Origin of the sequence: Cryobacterium sp. SO1 (assembly GCF_004210215.2) — a bacterium.
In the GTDB taxonomy this organism is placed as follows: Bacteria; Actinomycetota; Actinomycetes; order Actinomycetales; family Microbacteriaceae; genus Cryobacterium.
Genome location: NZ_CP067394.1, coordinates 3,029,006 through 3,045,115, shown reverse-complemented (window position 1 = coordinate 3,045,115; position 16,110 = coordinate 3,029,006). Strand labels below are relative to the sequence as shown.

The window sequence follows — 16,110 nt, the reverse complement described above, 5'->3', positions numbered from 1 at the left end:
GCAACTCCGGCGGCCGCGCGGAACGCGCTGCCGCCGGACTTGCGGTTATGGTCGGCTAGATGCGGGCGCCCGGCTTGGTGGTGCGGCTCAGCCGCACGGGCAGGGCCATCAGCGGGCCGACGAAGCGGCGCTGCAGGCTGCGCCCCGGGCCCCAGACATACTGCACGAGCAACTGGGCCAGGATTGCGCTGGCCGCCAGGGCCACGGCGATCGCGCCGGCGGTGAGCAGGTTGAGCAACCCGTTGATATCGCCGTCGGACATCTGCAGCAGCCCACGGAACAGGGCCAGGCCCGGCACCAGCGGCACGAGCGCGCAGACGATGATCACCAGCGGTGGGGTGCGCACGATGCGCGCGCCGACCGCGGCCAAGAGCCCAGCGCCCATCGCCGCGGCGCCGGAGGACCAGACCAAGCCGAAGCCGGAGCTGATGGCGCCGAGGTAGATGGCCTCGGCCACCGCGCCGAGCAGGCAGAGCACCCAGAACGCCCGCCAGGGCACCTGTGTGGCCAGGCCGAAGCCCACCACGATGACCACCGCGGCGACCAACTGGATGGCCAGGACGCCCAGGGTAGGCGCGAGATCGGCGTTGATGCGCAGGTCGAGGCCGAACTTGGACAGCACCAGCGACGCCCCGGCGACCCCGGCAACGAGCCCGCCGGTGATCAGCAACGCCTCGATGAGCCGCGCCGTGCCGGTCAGGTAGAACCCGGAGAGCGTGTCGTGGACCGCGCCGAAGGTGGTCACCCCGGCCAGGAGCATGATGATGGTCGCGACGACCACGAGGGACGGGGTCGCGGTGGGGTCGACCAGCGGCACGAACGCGGCGAACAACGGGCCGATGGCCCCGCCCACCACGGTCTGATAGAACAGCGGAACCCGTCGTCTGTCGAGCGCCGTGGTGAGGAAGTCGATGACGAACGCGGCGACGAAGGCGGCGAGGATCACGATCGGGCCACCGCCGATCAGCGCCGCGGCGCCGGCGCCGACGAGGCTCCAGCCAAGTCGCCGGTACAGCAGGGTGACCTGGGGCTTGGAGGAGACGATCGTGGCCAGGCGTTTGCGGGCCTCCGCAACATCCGTGGGCTCGTCGATGAGGTCGGCGATCAGCTCGGACGTGGCGGTGAGCTTGGCGTAGTTGAGGGTGCGGTACTTGACGTCGCGGCTGCGTGAGATGGACTCGTGGGTGGACTGGTCCTCGTGCGTGAGCGTGATGATCGTGTGGGTGATGTTCGCCTCGGTGCCGCGCAGTCCGTACGCCCGGGTGAGGGCGAGCATGGCCGCTGAGGCGTCTTCGGCGCCGGCGCCGGAGGAGAAGATCACTTCGGCCAGGCGCATGGTGAGGTCGAGCACCGACCGGGTGTACGCGGCGATGTCGATGACCGGGATGGCGGTGGTGGAGGTGCTCGGCGCATCCTCGTAGGCGCGCACCGCGGCGATCCCGCTGGCGTCGGCGCGCAGGATCGGGATGCTCGTGGTGACCGGCCGCGGGGTGGTGGGGTGCGGCGCCCGGTACGGCTGCTTGGGGATGGGCGCTGTCGCGGAGCTGACCGGGGTGCTGGTGATCGTCGACGTGGCGGCCGGGATCGTTGCGGGTGTGGCGGTCGTGGACGGGATGGTCTGGGGCACGGCAGTCAACTGGACAACTTCCACACTTCGGGGGTCGGTGATGCGGGAGGGGATCGGGCGTGTGGGCTCAGTCATCGAGCGGGCCGAGCCAGGCTGTCGCGACGGTTGCGTGCGCCGAATCGGCGTTGGACGGGTGGAACAGCCCGGCCAGCACGTCACGGTAGAGCCGGCCGAGTTCATCCCCGGCGAAGTAACTGGCCCCGCCGTTCACGCGCAGCATCAGGTCGACGACCTGTTTGGCGCTCTCCACGCTGCGATGTTTGAGTCCGGCCAGTTTCGCGAACCAGAACGGGCCGTGATCGGCGAGGGCGTCCACGTCGCCGGCCAGCGTCTGAATCTGGGGGTACACGGCATCCAGCAGCAGGGCCGCCTCGGCGATGCGGCGGCGGATGTCCGGATCCTGGGCGAGCGGACGGCCGTCGTTCTTGGCCGAGCGGCGCCGTTTCGCGGCCGCAACACCGAGCTCCAGCGCCCGCTGGGCGATGCCGGTGTACACGCTGGAGAGCAGGATCTCGAAGGTGGCGAAGATGCCGAAGATCAGCGGGTCGTTCACCGGTCCGGGTGCCAGGGTGCGCACCACCCGGGCGGCGGGCGCGAACGCACCGTCGAGCACCGTGGTCTGGCTCTGGCTGCCGCGCATGCCGAGGGTGTCCCAGTCGTCGTTGCGGGTGATACCGGGGTCGGCGCGGTCCAGGAACGCCCACACGATCAGCGGCCGGGCCGGGTCGGAACTGTCCAGGCCCATGGTGCCCAGCTGGGTCCAGACCGGGGACAGTGAGGTGAACACCTTGGTGCCGGTGAACCGGTAGCCGCCGCCGGGCTGCGGCGCGGCATCCGTCGACGAGCCGAACAGCACCAGGTCGTTGCCCGGCTCGCTGACTCCGAAACCGAAGATCGTGCCCTGCGCGGCCTCGGTGAGAACGAATTCGAGGGCGGTATCGCCCCGGTCGTGCATGGCCTTGGCGACGCCGGTCCAGACCAGGTGCATGTTCACCGCCAGAGCAGTGGCCGGGGCGTGCGCGGCCAACCGGGCCTGCTCGGCGGCCAGCTGCGGCAGGGTGAGGCCCAGGCCGCCGAACCGGGTGGGCACCAGGGCGCGCAGGTAGCCGGCCTCGGCCAGCTCGGTGACGTCGTCGAACGGGAAGGTATTGGCGGCGTCGTGCCCGGCGGCGCGGGAGCGGATGCGACCGAGGAGAGCGTCGTCGAGCAGGACCGTCGGAACGGTGCGGGAGGGCCCTGCGGGGCGGGAAGACTCGGTCACACCCGCAAGCCTACGTAGCCTTTCCCTTCCGCGTGGCCAGGCGCACGATCAGAACGACGATCCCGCCGGCCACCGCCACGATGGCCAGCCACGGCAGGGCGAAACCGATGCCCACCAGCAGGGCTCCGAGCGCCGTCACCAGGGTGGTCCAGCCGGCGACGATGCCGGTCCAGAAGTTGTCAGGGGCGCCGGGGGCGACGGTGCCGGTGGAGTACAGGTCCAGGGCGATGGTGGAGTACTCGACCTGGTCGGTGAGGTAGTCGCGCTGCGATTTCATACCCTCCAGCTCGGCCTGACGGGCCGAGAGCTCACCCTCGATGGCGATCAGGTCGGTGGTGGTGGTGGCCTGCGCCATCAGCGCCAGCAGCCGGTCGACGGAGGTGGTGAGGGACGTGATCCTGGCGTCGAGATCCTGGCTCTGTTGGGTGACGTCGGAGGCGTTGAGCGACACGTAGTTCACCGTGCCGAGCGCCCGGAGCGCGTCGAGGGTGCGGTCGAGGTCTCCGATCGGGATGCGCAGCGACAGGTTCGCGCTCGCGGACTGGTTCTCGGTCTCAGGGGTCTCGGTGCGGCTGTCGACCCGGCCGCCGGCCTCCTCCACGATCGTCGCGGCATCCTCGGCCGACCGGATCGGGTCGGCAACGGTCAGCGACACCGAACCCGTCGTGATCACCGAACGATCGGCGATAGCGGCGTCCCCGGCGACAGCCTCGCCGGGCGCGGCCATCTCGCCGGGCACGGTGCCGGCATCCATCGACTCGGAGCGGACGCCGGAGTCGGTGGCGCTGTTCGAACCGGAGGCCGTACAGCCGGCCAGGAGCAGGGCGGCGAGTGCCAGGACGGCGGTGGCACCGATCCGCCCGGTCAGGCGGCCGTGCCGTTGTTGCGGGCCAGTCGCCGCGGTGCCGTCTGTCTCCGTGCTGTAGCTCATGGGCCAACTGTAGGGTCGGGCCGCATCCGCAATCTGGACGGTTTCTGGGAGTCGGATCACAATCGAGTCTCGGCCTGGGGCCGGGTCGTACGCTCGAAGAGGCGCCGATTTCTGCGGCGCCGTTGCCCGCACGACTAGTCAGTTCTCGCTCGAGGAGGAACCATGGGATTCGCAGACGACGCCAAGGACGCGCTCGCGGCCACCGGCCAGAAGATCGGCCGCGCGACCGAAGACGCCACGGAACGCGTCTCGGACAAGCTCGACGAAGCCAAGGCCGACGCCGAGGTCAAGAAGGCCGAGGCCGATGTCAGGAAGGCCGAAGCCGAGCGCGACTCCACCAAGGCCAAGAACGACTACAAGGAAGGCCTGCGCTAGCCGCGGCCGCCGGGAGCGGCGCCGTGGACGACAGATCGCGACGCTGGGCGGCGCTGACGGAGAGACTCCGTGGGCGCCGCGCTCCCCGACTCAGCATCCAGACCGACACCGGCACCGGCCCCGTTGTGATCCTGGTGCACGGCATCGCGTCCACCGCGGTCACCTTTCGCAAGGTCGTGCCGCTGCTGGCCCCGGGGCACCGGGTCATCGCCGTGGACATCCTCGGCCACGGCGCGTCACCGGCACCGCCGGACTGCGAGTACACCCTCGACGACCATGTCGCGGCGCTCGCCGCCACCATCCGGGCACTCAACCTGCGCGAGCCGTTCGTGCTCGTCGGGCATTCGCTGGGCAGCCTGATCGCCACCCGGTACGCCGCCGAGCAGCGCTGGTACACCCGGCGAGGCCTGCGGGTCGCCCGCCTGGTGCTGGTGGGACCGCCGATCTACCTCTCACCCACCGACATCGGCGACCCGTGGGTGCGCGCCAGGGTCACCGCGTACCTGCGCGCCTACGAGTTCCTGCGCTCGAACAAGGACTTCACCCTCGCCAACGCCGCGGTGCTCGGACGACTGCTGCCCAAGGGCATCCTGGAGCTGAACGAAAACACCTGGACCCCGTTTGTGAAGTCGCTCGAGCACTGCATCGAATCGCAGACGATGGTGAGCGACATCGCCAGCCTGCACGTGCCTGTCGACCTGATCTACGGAACCCTCGACGCCTTCGTGGCGCCGGGCAGCTTGCGGGTCGTGGAGCGGATGCGGCACGTGCACACCCACCGGGTGGAGGCCAACGACCACATCGTGCGCAGCCGCATCGCCAAGGTGCTGGTGCGGGTGATCGACGGGTCCGGCGCACCCGCCGCTGAGCCGGCCACGGTCCCGTCGACGCGGTGACCCGGTCGGCCTCCCGCCGGCGCCGCACGCCGTCGTTAGGCTTGACCCTATGGATAAGAGAACACTGGGCAGAACCGGCCGCACCGTCTCCGTCATCGGACTGGGCACCTGGCAGCTGGGCGCCGACTGGGGCGACGTCACCGAATCCGACGCCACCGCGGTACTCGCCGCCTCCGTTGAGGCCGGCGTCACCTTCTTCGACACCGCGGACGTCTATGGCGACGGCCGTAGTGAGCAGATCATCGGGCATTTCCTCGAGCACAGCGGTGCGGATATCACCGTGGCCACGAAGATGGGCCGCAGGGCCGAGCAGCTGCCGGAGAACTACGTGCTCGAGAACTTCCGCGCCTGGACCGAGCGGTCCCGCCGGAACCTCGGCACCGAGACCCTCGACCTGGTGCAGCTGCACTGCCCGCCCAGCGCGGTCTTCGAGTCCGGCGAGGTTTACGACGCCCTGGATACCCTCGTCGACGAGGGTGTCATCGCCAACTACGGCGTGAGTGTGGAGACCTGCGAGCAGGCGCTGGCGGCCATCGCCCGGCCCGGCATCGCGACCGTGCAGATCATCCTCAACGCGTTCAGGCTGAAGCCGCTCGACGAGGTCCTTCCGGCCGCGCGCGCCGCGGGCGTCGGCATCATCGCCCGGGTGCCGCTGGCCAGCGGCCTGCTCACCGGCAGGTACACCCGCCAGACGGTGTTCGCCGAGAACGACCACCGCAACTACAACCGCGACGGCAGCGCCTTCGATGTGGGCGAGACCTTCTCCGGCGTCGACTACGAGACCGGCCTGAGCGCCGCGAGCGAGTTCGCCGCGCTGGTGCCGGAGGGCCTCACACCCGCGCAGGCCGCGCTGGCCTGGGTCGCGCAGATCGACGGGGTCTCCTCGGTGATCCCCGGCGCCCGGTCGGTGAAGCAGGCCGAGGGCAACGCATCCGCCGGCGCCCTGCCCGCCCTGCCCATCGAGTTCATGGAGGGCGTGCAGTCGATCTACGACCGCCTGCTGCGCGAGTCCATCCACGAGCGCTGGTAAGTCCCGTCCCCCTTTTCGCGAACTGTGAGCTAAGCACCTTCCCACGCGCTGGGAAGGTGCTTTTCTCACAGTTCGCGGGGGTTTTTAGTCAAAGTCGTCGGGGTCTTTGCCGGTTCGCTCGTCGGCGTCCAGGGACCGGAGGGTGGCGTGATCGGCGGCATCCAGGGTGAAGTCGAAAACGTCGAGGTTCTCCCGGATGCGCGACGGCGTCACCGACTTGGGAATCACCACGTTGCCGAGCTCGATGTGCCAGCGCAACACCACCTGGGCGGCGGATTTGCCGTAGCGGGCGCCGATGGCGGCGAGGGTGGCGTTGCCGATCGCCCGGCCCCGGGCCAGCGGCGACCAGTCCTCGGTGAGGATACCGTGGGCCGCGTTGTAGGCCCGCACCTCGGTCTGCGCCAGCCAGGGGTGCAGCTCCACCTGGTTGACCGCGGGCACGATGTCGGTCTCGGCTAGCAAACGGTCCAGGTGATGGGTGTGGAAGTTCGACACCCCGATCGACCGGGCCCGGCCGTCGGCGCGGAGGGCCTCCAGGGCGCGGTAGGTGTCGATGTAACGGTCCTGCCGGGGCGCCGGCCAGTGGATCAGGTAGAGGTCGACGTAGTCCAGGCCCAGCTTGGCCAGACTCTCGTCGAAGGCGCGCAGGGTGTTGTCGTAGCCGTGGTCGGCGTTCCAGACCTTGGTGGTGACGAACACCTCGTCCCGGGGGAGTGCCACCCGGGCCAGGCCCGCACCGACGCCGCGTTCGTTGGCGTAGAGCGCTGCGGTGTCGATGTGCCGGTAGCCGGCTTCCAGCGCGATCTCGACGGCGCCGGCGGCCAGGTCCTCCGGGATCTTGTAGACCCCGAGGCCGAGCTGGGGGATGGTGTGACCGTCGTTGAGCTGCAACACATGGTTCATGCCTCCCATTAAACCCCTCGCGCATGGGTGCTCGGCCCCTCTCGCGAACCGTGAGTTAAGCACCTGAAAACTCGGGTTTGTGGTGCTCAGCTCACAGTTCGCGGGACTGCAAGACGATGCGCACCCGACGAATGAACTCCTCGCCCCCGTGCCTGAGGTCATCGTCGGTGATCCGGATGACCCGCCAGCCGTGATCCTCGAGCCGCTCCCGCCGGGTGATGTCCTTGCGGAACTGGTCCCGGTCGGTGCGGTGGCCGTCACCCTCGTACTCGACGCAGGCACGCAGCCGCGGCCAGGCCAGGTCGACCCGGGCGATGAAGTTGCCCTCGGCGTCGGTGATCACGTAGTTCGTGAACGGCTCAGGCAGCCCGGCATCGACCAGGAGCAGCCGGGTCTCGGTCTCCTTGGGCGACTCGACCCGGCCGCGCGCCAGGGCTGCCGCCATCCGCAGGCGTTTCACGCCGCGGCGTCCGGTGCGGGCGAGGGCGGCGCGGTGCAGGTCGTCCGGGATGAACGCCGGGTGGTCGCCGCCGAGGAGGACGTCGGCGACAGCGACGAGCGCGGTACGCGGCAGCACCGTGCTGAGGTCCGCCCAGGTCTGTAGCGGCGAGGTCACCGGGATGCCGCCCAGGTATTCGACGTTCAACAGCTCGGTGCGCAGCTCGTGACCGACCACCCCGATCATCTGCGGCGGCCGGGTGCCTGCCGGCACGGTGACATGGATGCGCCGGTCGGACTCGAGCCAGCCGGGCACGGGGAGCCCGTGCAGGAGCGCTGCCGTGTGGTGGCTGATCACATGGGTGGGCGGCATCCGCTCGGCATAACTGCGGCTGAGGTCGAGCGCGCTGGTAGGGGGCGGACCGGCGACGCGCACGGCTCTGAAGGGGGCGCACAGGTCCGATCCTTGAAGGCGCCGTCGGGTGAGGCCAAGGCTTCGGGCCAGGGCGACCGGGAAGGGCTCGCCCAGAAGCTCCGGGGGAAGGGGCGAATGTCGTGGCATGCACAGAGGATGCCAAATGTGCGCCCGCCGCCGGAGAATCTCTCCACAGGGCCCGCCGTGCCTCCCGCGAACTGAGAGAAAAGCCCCTCAAACTCGCGATTTTGGGTGCTTAAGTCACAGTTCGCGGGGAGGGTGGGCCTAGTGTCGGGAGCTTACGGCGAATGACCGAGCCGCGAACCGCAGGTATGAGGAGACCCCGATGGATGGACTGCCCGCCCTGCGCGGCTCGACAGCGCTCGTTACCGGGGTGTCCAGGCGCAAGGGCATCGGCTATGCCGTCGCGGTGCGCCTGGCCGAGCTGGGCGCCAGCGTGTTCATCCAGCATTTCGCTCCGCACGACCTCTTGCAGCCGTGGGGCGGGGACGACCTCGACGCGGTGCGGGCGGGCATCCGCGCTGCGCTGACCGAGGGCGCCGTATTCGGTGACGTGAGCGCCGACCTGGCCGAACCGGATGCCGCGGCGGCGGTCATGGCCGAGGCCGCCGGGCTCACCGGACGGGTCGACATCCTCGTGGCCAACCATGCCCGCAGCGGCGGCGACGGGTCGATCTTCGACCTCACCGCCGACATGCTCGACGGGCATTGGCAGGTCAACGCCCGCGCCACCCTGTTGCTCACCCGGGTCTTCGCCGAGCAGTTCGGCGACGCGGTGCGCCCGGATGCGGCCAGCCCGGACACCGCTCCTAACCACGCGGCAAGCCGGGACACCGCTTCTGCGACCACTGACGGGGCGGGGCCCGCGGCCACCGCTCAGGCCCCGCGGCGGCCCGGTGAGCGCGGCGACCAGACCGCCGCCATCGACGAGCTCGCCACCGGGCGGGTGATCTGGCTGACCTCCGGGCAGATCCACGGCCCCATGCCCGGGGAGGTAGCGTACGCGGCCAGTAAGGCCGTGCTGGCCGGGCTCACCCCGACCGTGGCCGCCGAACTGCTCGGCCGCGGCATCATCCTGAACACCGTCAACCCCGGCCCGGTGAACACCGGCTACCTCGATCCGGACACCACCGACCGTCCTCTGGACGGGATGCTCGAGTACCTTCGCACCATCCCATTCGGCCGGTTCGGCGCCCCCACCGACCCCGCCCGCCTGATCGGCTGGCTGTGCACCCCGGAGGCCCGGTGGCTGGTAGGCCAGGTGCTCACGAGCGACGGCGGTTTCAGCCTCGCGAACTGAGAGAAAAGCACCGAAAACTTGAGTTTCTGGGTGCTTAACTCACAGTTCGCGGAAGGGGAGGCGGGCTAGGAGACCTGGATGCTGATGGGCTCGGTGTCGGGGATCGGACCGGCGTCGCGGCCGCGCAGGTCAGGGTGCCACCGGCGGCCGAGCGCGGGGATGATCGTGCCGAGAGCGGCGAACCCGGCCGCGACGTAGATCGCCGCGCCGGCGCCGGAGTGGTCGATGGCGAAGCCGGCCAGCGCCGAGCCCAGCGCTGCACCGATGAGTTGGCCGGTGCCGATCCATCCGTAGGCCTCGGCGGTGTCGCTGAACTTGACGCTCGCCGAGACGATGCCGAACAGCACCGCGAACGACGGGGCGATGCCGATGCCGGCGACCAGTAGCGCGCCGGAGAGCCACCAGAAGTTGAGGAAGAGGCCCGCGACGGACAGTCCGATCGTGACGATGAGCATCCGCGACGCCAGCGCCCACGGACCGATCGGCAGGTGCCCGAGCGCGAGACCGCCGATGAGCGAGCCGATCGCGAAGATGCCCAGCACCCAACCCGCGTTGGCGCTGCCGTGGCCGAACACGGCGACCACACCGGCCTCGACGGCCGCGCAGGCGGCGACGAGCATGAAGCCCACGACGGTGCTCAGCAGTACCGCGGGCTTCTTGAGCACCACGCCGAGCTTGCGGCGGCTGCGGGGGATGCGTACGCGGCCTACCTCGGGCAGCGCCACGAACCAGATACCGCCGGCGACGAGGAAGAACGCGGCGAGCAGGATGCCGGCGGTGCTGCTGACCTGGATGGCCACGAAGGTGGCGATGACCGGGCCGAGCACCCAGATGATCTCCTGAGCCGAGGCGTCCAGGGAGAACAACGGGGTGAGCTGGCGGGAGTTGACGACCTTGGGATAGATGGTGCGCACAGCCGGCTGGATGGGCGGCATCGACAGGCCGGCGACGAAGCCGACCACCATCAGGCCCACGATCGGCAGCGGCGCCAGCGCCATCACCACGATCGCCGTGGTGCAGATGATCATGGTGACGATGAGCACCGGGCGCATGCCGAGGCGGCCCATCAGCCGGGATGTCAGCGGGCCGGCGATGGCCTGGCCGATGCTCATCGCGGCCAGGACCAGGCCGGCGGCGGCGTAGGAGTCGAAGAGCTTCTCGATGTGGATCAGGAACGCCAGCGAGAGCATCCCGAACGGGAATCGAGCGGTGAGCTGGGCTCCGATGAGTCGGGCGACGCCCGGAGTTTTCAGAAGGGTCCAGTAGCTGCTCACAACCGCCTAGTCTACGGCCGGGCCGACCCGCGGCGCACAGCCGGGCGGCCGGGCGGCCCGCTAACGTGAACGGGTGCACACACTGATTTCGGCGGTTGATCTGGCCGCGCTCCTCGTCGTCGGCCCCGCCCCGCGCATCCTCGACGTGCGCTGGAAGCTCGGCGGCCCTCCCGGCCGCGCCGAGTTCCGCCGCGGGCACCTGCCCGGGGCCGTGTACGTGGACCTGGACTCCGAGCTGGCCGGGCACGGCACGGCGGCCGACGGCCGGCATCCGTTGCCCGACCGGGCCGACCTGCAGGATGCCGCCCGCGGTTGGGGCCTGAACGACGGCGACACCGTCGTGGTCTACGACGACCTGGGCAATATGTCTGCCGCACGTGCCTGGTGGCTGCTGCGGCATGCCGGCGTGCGCGACGTGCGCCTGCTCGACGGCGCTCTGGCCGCCTGGCGCGCCGCGGACCTGCCGCTGCTGGCGGGTGAGGAGCCGGTGGTGCCCGGGTCGGTCACCCTCACAACCGGCGCCCTGCCGACCCTCGACGCGGATGCCGCCGCCGCGCTTGCGCAGGACGGCGTGCTGCTGGACGCCCGCGCCGCCGAACGATACCGGGGCGACACCGAACCGATCGACCCGTGCGCCGGCCACATCCCGGGCGCTTTGAGTGCGCCGACCGGCGGCAACCTGGATGCCGAGGGCCGATTCCTGCCCGCCGCGGAGTTGCAGGCCCGGTTCGAGGCACTTGGTGTGCGCGGTCAGGTGGTGGCCGGGACGCGCGGTCCCGGCTACGACGTGGGCGTGTACTGCGGTTCCGGAGTGACGGCCGCCCACGAAGCAGTGGCGCTCACCCTGGCCGGATTCACCCCGGCGGTCTACGCCGGCTCCTGGTCGCAGTGGTCGAACCTGCCGGACCGGCCGGTCGCGACCGGGGACGCTCCCGGCGGCGCATCCGCTCGCACTTAGGCCCTTCTCGAGAACCCGGTTTGGTCTTCGCGGCCCGCGGTACGTCCGGCGGCACTAGTTACACCGCGTGCCGCCGGGGGTAACGCGTGCCGTGGCTGACGCGCCGCGAGGGTACGCGATCTCGGCCGCGGTCCCGGTCACGACGATGCCGCCGGTGGCGGGCACGTCCACGAGTAGCAGGCTCGGCCGGTGCACGTGCCAGCCCTGGTGGATGACCACCCGTGTCGGCGGTGTCACCAGGCTGAGCTCGCGCAGGCAGCCGCCCACCGAGGCGGCGGCCGATCCGGTGGTCGGGTCCTCGCTGAGGCAACCGACCGGGAACAGGTTGCGGGCCTCGAACTCCTTCGGGCCCAGCACGGGTGACTGCTCAGGTCGAGGCTGGCATACTTAGGTAATGCTTACCTCAGCGGCTCCGGGGACGGGCGCGCCGACCCGCGGGTCCGTCGCGCCCGCAGCCGCCGACGCCCTGCGGGTGCCGCGCCGCCGCCAGGTCGCCGGGCTGCTGGTCGCCGTGCTCCTGCTGGTGCTCGCCGTGGCCGCCTCCCTCGTGGTGGGCAGCCGGGAGATTCCGCTGGGCACCGTGCTCGGCGCCCTGCTGCGCCCGGACCTCACCGTGACCGACCACACCGTGGTGCTCGACCTGCGCGTCCCCCGCACCGCCATCGGCCTGCTCGCCGGCCTCGCGCTGGGACTGGCCGGCGCGCTCATGCAGGGCATCACCCGCAACCCGATCGCCGACCCCGGCCTGCTCGGCGTCAACGCCGGCGCCTCGCTCTTCGTCGTCGCCGGCATCGCCTGGTTCGGTGTGACCTCGGCGCTCGGCTACGTCTGGTTCGCCTTCGCCGGCGCGTTCGTGGCCGCCGTGATCGTCTACGTCGTCGGCTCGCTCGGCCGGGAGGGCGCCACTCCGGTGAAGCTGGCCTTGGCCGGCACCGCGCTCACGGCCTCGCTCACGTCGCTGATCACCATCGTGCTGCTGAGCAACCAGGAGGCTTTCGACAAGTACCGGTTCTGGTCGGCCGGCTCCCTGGTGGCCCGCGACCTCGACTCCACCCTGCAGCTGGCCCCTTTCATCGCTGTCGGCGCGCTGTTGTGCCTCGTCGCGGGGCGGATGCTCAACGCCCTCGCCCTGGGCGACGACCTGGCCCGCGGGCTCGGCCAGAACCTCGTGGCCGCCCGCATCGTCTGCGCCGTCGCGGTGGTGCTGCTCTGCGGCTCCGCCACGGCCATGGCCGGCCCGATCGTGTTCGTGGGCCTGGCCGTGCCGCACATCGCCCGCCGCTTCACCGGCCCCGACTACCGCTGGATCCTGCTCTACTCCGCCGTGCTCGGCCCGGTGCTGCTGCTCGCCGCCGACGTGCTCGGCCGAGTGATCGCCCGGCCCGGGGAGATCGAGGCCGGCCTGGTCGTCGCGTTCCTCGGCGCCCCGATGCTCATCATGCTGGTGCGCCGGGTGAAGCTGGCCGGCCTGTGAGCGCCGGCGTCGCATCCGCCACCCGGCCGGCCGCGGATGCCGCGCCGCTCGCGCTGGCCCGCACCCTGCGGCACCGTCGGGAACGCCGCATCGTGCTGGTGCTGGCCGCGCTGGTGCTGGTCGTCGCCGCCGTGAGCCTGATGGTGGGCGCCTACAACCTCAGCGTGCCCGACCTGCTGCGCACCCTGGTGGGCCAGGGGTCCAGCAGCGAGAACTTCATCGTGTTCAAGCTGCGGCTGCCCCGGCTGACCCTCGCGATCCTCGTCGGTGTCGCGTTCGCGGTCTCCGGCGCCCTGTTCCAGACCGTGCTGCGCAACCCCCTGGCCAGCCCGGACATCATCGGCGTCACCGGCGGCGCCAGCGCGGCCGCGGTCTTCGGCATGCTGGTGCTGGGCCTGGGCAGTGTCGCCACCTCGTTCATGGCTTTTGCCGGCGCCATGGTGGTGGCCACGGCGATCTACCTGCTCGCCTGGCGTGGCGGCGTGGTCGGCTACAGGTTCGTGCTCATCGGGGTGGGCGTCGCGTTCATTGTGCAGGGCCTGCTCGGCTACCTGCTCTCCCGCGCCGACCTCCGGAACGCCGAGGACGCGCTCACCTGGCTGGTCGGCAGCGTCAGCGGCGCCCGCTGGCCCGAGATCGCGGTCCTGGCCGGGTTCCTGGCGGTACTGCTGCCGGCCGTGGCGGTGCTCGCCGGGCGGATGCGGATGCTGCAGCTGGGCGACGACACCGCCAGCAGCCTGGGCGTGCGCGCCGAACGCTCCCGGCTGGCGCTGCTCGTGGCCGCCGTGGCCCTCGCCGCCCTCGCCACCGCGTTCGTGGGCCCGCTCGCCTTCATCGCCTTCGTCTCGGCGCCCATCGCCCGGCGCCTGGTGGGCACCGGCAGCCTGGCGCTCGTGTCGGCCGCCTTGATCGGTGTGCTGATCACCACCGTCGCCGACTTCACCGCCCAGCACCTGCTGCCCGGCTCCCTGGAGCTGCCCGCCGGCATCATCACCGGTGCGATCGGCGCGCCCTACCTGCTCTGGCTGCTCGCCACCCAGAACCGAATCGGAAAGGGAGCCTGATGCCCCAGACCACCGACCAGACACCCGGCCAGGCCGCCGACGCCGCCGCCGCGGCCGGCGACCAGACACCCACCCAGGCCACCGGCGCGCCTGCCGGCGCGGCCGTCGCATCCGCCCGCCACGCCCTCACCGCCACCGGCCTCAGCCTCGGCTACGACGGCGCCCGCATCGTCGACGACCTCAGCCTCGCGATCGATCCCGGCGCGATCACCGTGATCGTCGGCGCGAACGCCTCCGGCAAGTCCACCCTGCTGCGGGGGCTGGCGCGCCTGCTGCCGCCGCAGGCCGGCGCCGTCACCCTCGACGGCCGGGACATCGCCGGCCTGCCCAGTCGGCAGGTCGCCACCATCGTGGGCCTGCTGCCGCAGCAGCCCATCGCGCCGGAGGGCATCGGCGTGGCCGACCTCGTCGGCCGCGGCCGGTACCCGTACCAGGGCTGGTTCCGGCACTGGTCGAGCACCGACGACGCCATCGTGGCCGAGGCCATGGCCGCCACCCAGACCCTGGAGTTGGCCTCCCGGCGCATGGAGGAGCTCTCCGGCGGGCAGCGCCAGCGGGTCTGGATCGCCATGGCGCTGGCGCAGAACCCCGACATCCTGCTGCTGGACGAACCCACCACCTTCCTCGACGTCACCCACCAGGTGGAGGTGCTCGACCTGCTGCACGAGCTCAACCACGACCAGGGCACCACGGTGGTGATGGTGCTGCACGACCTCAACCTGGCCGCCCGGTACGCCGACCGGCTCGTCGTCATGCGGCAGGGCAAGATCATCGCCGAGGGCGCCCCGGCCGAGGTGCTCACCGAGGCCGTGGTGCTCGAAGCGTTCGGGCTCACCGCCCGCATCGTGCCCGACCCGGTCTGCGGTTCGCCGCTGGTCGTGCCCATCGGCCGTTTCCACGGTACGGCCTGATCCGCTATATTAGGTGAGGCTACCCTAAACGCAGGTAGCCGTACCCCCTTCAGAACCGGAGTTTCCTGTGCCCAGACGTTTGACCACCGTGCTCGCCGCCACCGCGGCCATCGCCGCTCTCACGCTCAGCGGATGCTCCGCCTCCTCCAGCGAGGACACCGGCTCCGACGCCGCCGCCGGCGGGTCGTTCCCCGTCACCATCGACCACGCCTTCGGCGAGACCACCATCGACGCCGAACCGACCCGTGTGGTGGCCTGGGGCTGGGGCAGCGCCGATGACGCCATCGCCCTCGGTGTCGTGCCGGTCGCCATCCCGTTCCAGGCCTACGGCGGCGACAAGAACGGTGTGCTGCCGTGGATCTCCGAGGCCCTCGAGGAACAGGGCGCCGAGCTGCCCACCGTGCTCTCCGACTCCACCGAACCGCCCTACGAGGAAATCGCGACCGCCGCGCCCGACGTGATCCTCGCCGCATACTCCGGTATCACCGAGGAGCAGTACGACCTGCTCAGCGACATCGCCCCGGTCGTGGCCTACCCCGACGAGCCCTGGTCCACCGACTGGCGCGAACTGGTCGAGATCACCGGTACCGCGCTCGGCAAGTCCGACGAAGCCACCACCCTGCTCGCCGACATCGACGCCACGATCGCCGAGAAGGCCGCGGCGCATCCGGAGTTCGCCGGCAAAACCGTCGCCCTCACCTCCGACAGCGGCGGCGTGTTCTACGTCTACACGGATGCCGACCCGCGCGTGACCTTCGCCACCGAGCTCGGCTTCGACAGCGCCCCGAGCGTGGCCGAGCTCGCCAACGGCGAGTCGTCCTTCTACTACACGCTCAGCTACGAGCAGCTCGACCAGCTCACCAGCGACGTGATCGTCAACTTCGGCGCCACCCAGGAGGAATCCGACACGTTCCTGAACGCCGGCTACGCGCAGGTGCTGCCGCAGGTGCAGAACGGTGCCGTGGCCTCCCCGGTCGGCGCCGCCTTCGTCTCGTCGGTCTCGCCGCCCACCGGCCTCTCGCTCACCTGGGGCATCGACGACTACGTCGACCTGCTCTCCACCGCAGCGCTGGCGGCCGACGCCGCGAAGTAGAGGCACCGCTCGCCCGAGCGTGCGCCCGGCCGGGCGTTTTGCGCTGCCTGCAGCACGATAACCTTGAGAGGCGTCCGTTTCGACTGATCCCGAAGCCGATATTGTACGAGCCGTACTCCAGCGCAGGGGTGTTTCAGGC

General features: G+C 70.8%; 16 protein-coding genes. 9 read left to right on the top strand and 7 right to left on the bottom strand.

Annotation, left to right across the window (positions count from 1 at the left end; genetic code table 11):
* Positions 1-55: 55 nt before the first annotated feature.
* From BJQ95_RS14385 to BJQ95_RS14375, 3 genes are read right to left on the bottom strand one after another with little or no spacing between them, the layout of a single operon-like run.
* On the bottom strand, positions 56-1,702 hold the full coding sequence (locus BJQ95_RS14385) for a threonine/serine exporter family protein (protein ID WP_165385029.1): 1,647 nt from the start codon (positions 1,700-1,702) through the stop codon (positions 56-58).
* Positions 1,695-2,888: an acyl-CoA dehydrogenase family protein gene (locus tag BJQ95_RS14380; protein WP_130179181.1), complete on the bottom strand. Its 1,194-nt coding sequence runs from the start codon at positions 2,886-2,888 to the stop codon at positions 1,695-1,697. The genes BJQ95_RS14385 and BJQ95_RS14380 overlap by 8 nt, the downstream gene beginning before the upstream one ends.
* Positions 2,889-2,898: 10 nt before the next feature.
* Entirely contained in the window at positions 2,899-3,819 is a 921-nt protein-coding gene (locus BJQ95_RS14375) for a DUF4349 domain-containing protein (protein ID WP_130179180.1), read from the bottom strand.
* Positions 3,820-3,981: 162 nt separating this feature from the next.
* Here BJQ95_RS14375 and BJQ95_RS14370 point away from each other — a divergent pair, with 162 nt between their 5' ends.
* From BJQ95_RS14370 to BJQ95_RS14360, 3 genes are read left to right on the top strand one after another with little or no spacing between them, the layout of a single operon-like run.
* Entirely contained in the window at positions 3,982-4,194 is a 213-nt protein-coding gene (locus tag BJQ95_RS14370) for a hypothetical protein (RefSeq protein ID WP_130179179.1), read from the top strand.
* Between the two features lie 23 nt (positions 4,195-4,217).
* Positions 4,218-5,090 (top strand): alpha/beta fold hydrolase, encoded by an 873-nt coding sequence (locus BJQ95_RS14365; protein ID WP_205750246.1) that lies wholly within the window; start codon positions 4,218-4,220, stop codon positions 5,088-5,090.
* Between the two features lie 49 nt (positions 5,091-5,139).
* On the top strand, positions 5,140-6,120 hold the full coding sequence (locus BJQ95_RS14360) for an aldo/keto reductase (RefSeq protein ID WP_130179178.1): 981 nt from the start codon (positions 5,140-5,142) through the stop codon (positions 6,118-6,120).
* A gap of 84 nt (positions 6,121-6,204) precedes the next feature.
* On the opposite strand, the gene BJQ95_RS14355 is transcribed toward BJQ95_RS14360, so the two are convergent.
* Positions 6,205-7,023, bottom strand: coding sequence for an aldo/keto reductase (locus BJQ95_RS14355; protein ID WP_130179177.1), 819 nt, complete (start codon positions 7,021-7,023; stop codon positions 6,205-6,207).
* Between the two features lie 91 nt (positions 7,024-7,114).
* On the bottom strand, positions 7,115-8,023 hold the full coding sequence (locus BJQ95_RS14350; RefSeq protein ID WP_130179176.1) for a hypothetical protein: 909 nt from the start codon (positions 8,021-8,023) through the stop codon (positions 7,115-7,117).
* Between the two features lie 199 nt (positions 8,024-8,222).
* Here BJQ95_RS14350 and BJQ95_RS14345 point away from each other — a divergent pair, with 199 nt between their 5' ends.
* Entirely contained in the window at positions 8,223-9,197 is a 975-nt protein-coding gene (locus BJQ95_RS14345) for an SDR family oxidoreductase (protein ID WP_130179175.1), read from the top strand.
* A gap of 65 nt (positions 9,198-9,262) precedes the next feature.
* Here BJQ95_RS14345 and BJQ95_RS14340 read toward each other — a convergent pair whose 3' ends face one another.
* Positions 9,263-10,471 (bottom strand): MFS transporter, encoded by a 1,209-nt coding sequence (locus BJQ95_RS14340; RefSeq protein ID WP_130179174.1) that lies wholly within the window; start codon positions 10,469-10,471, stop codon positions 9,263-9,265.
* Positions 10,472-10,544: 73 nt separating this feature from the next.
* Here BJQ95_RS14340 and BJQ95_RS14335 point away from each other — a divergent pair, with 73 nt between their 5' ends.
* The gene (locus BJQ95_RS14335) at positions 10,545-11,429 is read left to right on the top strand and encodes a sulfurtransferase (protein WP_130179173.1); all 885 of its coding nucleotides are present in this window, start codon (positions 10,545-10,547) and stop codon (positions 11,427-11,429) included.
* A 54-nt stretch (positions 11,430-11,483) separates the two neighbouring features.
* On the opposite strand, the gene BJQ95_RS14330 is transcribed toward BJQ95_RS14335, so the two are convergent.
* Positions 11,484-11,786, bottom strand: coding sequence for a PhzF family phenazine biosynthesis protein (locus BJQ95_RS14330; RefSeq protein ID WP_130179172.1), 303 nt, complete (start codon positions 11,784-11,786; stop codon positions 11,484-11,486).
* 37 nt (positions 11,787-11,823) lie between these two features.
* On the opposite strand from BJQ95_RS14330, the gene BJQ95_RS14325 reads away from it, so the two are divergent.
* From BJQ95_RS14325 to BJQ95_RS14310, 4 genes are all read left to right on the top strand, one after another.
* Positions 11,824-12,903 carry an iron ABC transporter permease gene (locus BJQ95_RS14325; protein ID WP_130179171.1) on the top strand — a complete coding sequence of 360 codons (1,080 nt, stop codon included), beginning with the start codon at positions 11,824-11,826 and terminating at the stop codon, positions 12,901-12,903.
* Entirely contained in the window at positions 12,900-13,967 is a 1,068-nt protein-coding gene (locus tag BJQ95_RS14320; protein WP_130179170.1) for an iron chelate uptake ABC transporter family permease subunit, read from the top strand. Before BJQ95_RS14325 ends, BJQ95_RS14320 begins: the two co-directional genes overlap by 4 nt.
* Positions 13,967-14,878 carry an ABC transporter ATP-binding protein gene (locus tag BJQ95_RS14315; RefSeq protein WP_130179169.1) on the top strand — a complete coding sequence of 304 codons (912 nt, stop codon included), beginning with the start codon at positions 13,967-13,969 and terminating at the stop codon, positions 14,876-14,878. Before BJQ95_RS14320 ends, BJQ95_RS14315 begins: the two co-directional genes overlap by 1 nt.
* 67 nt (positions 14,879-14,945) lie before the next feature.
* A complete protein-coding gene (locus BJQ95_RS14310; protein ID WP_130179168.1) occupies positions 14,946-15,971 on the top strand; it encodes an iron-siderophore ABC transporter substrate-binding protein in 1,026 nt (341 codons plus the stop codon).
* Positions 15,972-16,110: the final 139 nt, after the last annotated feature.

What these genes read in the sequence shown, in the direction of transcription:
- BJQ95_RS14385 (WP_165385029.1), bottom strand. Translation starts at nt 1,702, where the DNA reads ATGACTGAGCCCACACGCCCGATCCCCTCCCGCATCACCGACCCCCGA.
- BJQ95_RS14375 (WP_130179180.1), bottom strand. Translation starts at nt 3,819, where the DNA reads ATGAGCTACAGCACGGAGACAGACGGCACCGCGGCGACTGGCCCGCAA.
- BJQ95_RS14370 (WP_130179179.1), top strand. Translation starts at nt 3,982, where the DNA reads ATGGGATTCGCAGACGACGCCAAGGACGCGCTCGCGGCCACCGGCCAG.
- BJQ95_RS14360 (WP_130179178.1), top strand. Translation starts at nt 5,140, where the DNA reads ATGGATAAGAGAACACTGGGCAGAACCGGCCGCACCGTCTCCGTCATC.
- BJQ95_RS14355 (WP_130179177.1), bottom strand. Translation starts at nt 7,023, where the DNA reads ATGAACCATGTGTTGCAGCTCAACGACGGTCACACCATCCCCCAGCTC.
- BJQ95_RS14350 (WP_130179176.1), bottom strand. Translation starts at nt 8,023, where the DNA reads ATGCCACGACATTCGCCCCTTCCCCCGGAGCTTCTGGGCGAGCCCTTC.
- BJQ95_RS14345 (WP_130179175.1), top strand. Translation starts at nt 8,223, where the DNA reads ATGGATGGACTGCCCGCCCTGCGCGGCTCGACAGCGCTCGTTACCGGG.
- BJQ95_RS14325 (WP_130179171.1), top strand. Translation starts at nt 11,824, where the DNA reads ATGCTTACCTCAGCGGCTCCGGGGACGGGCGCGCCGACCCGCGGGTCC.
- BJQ95_RS14315 (WP_130179169.1), top strand. Translation starts at nt 13,967, where the DNA reads ATGCCCCAGACCACCGACCAGACACCCGGCCAGGCCGCCGACGCCGCC.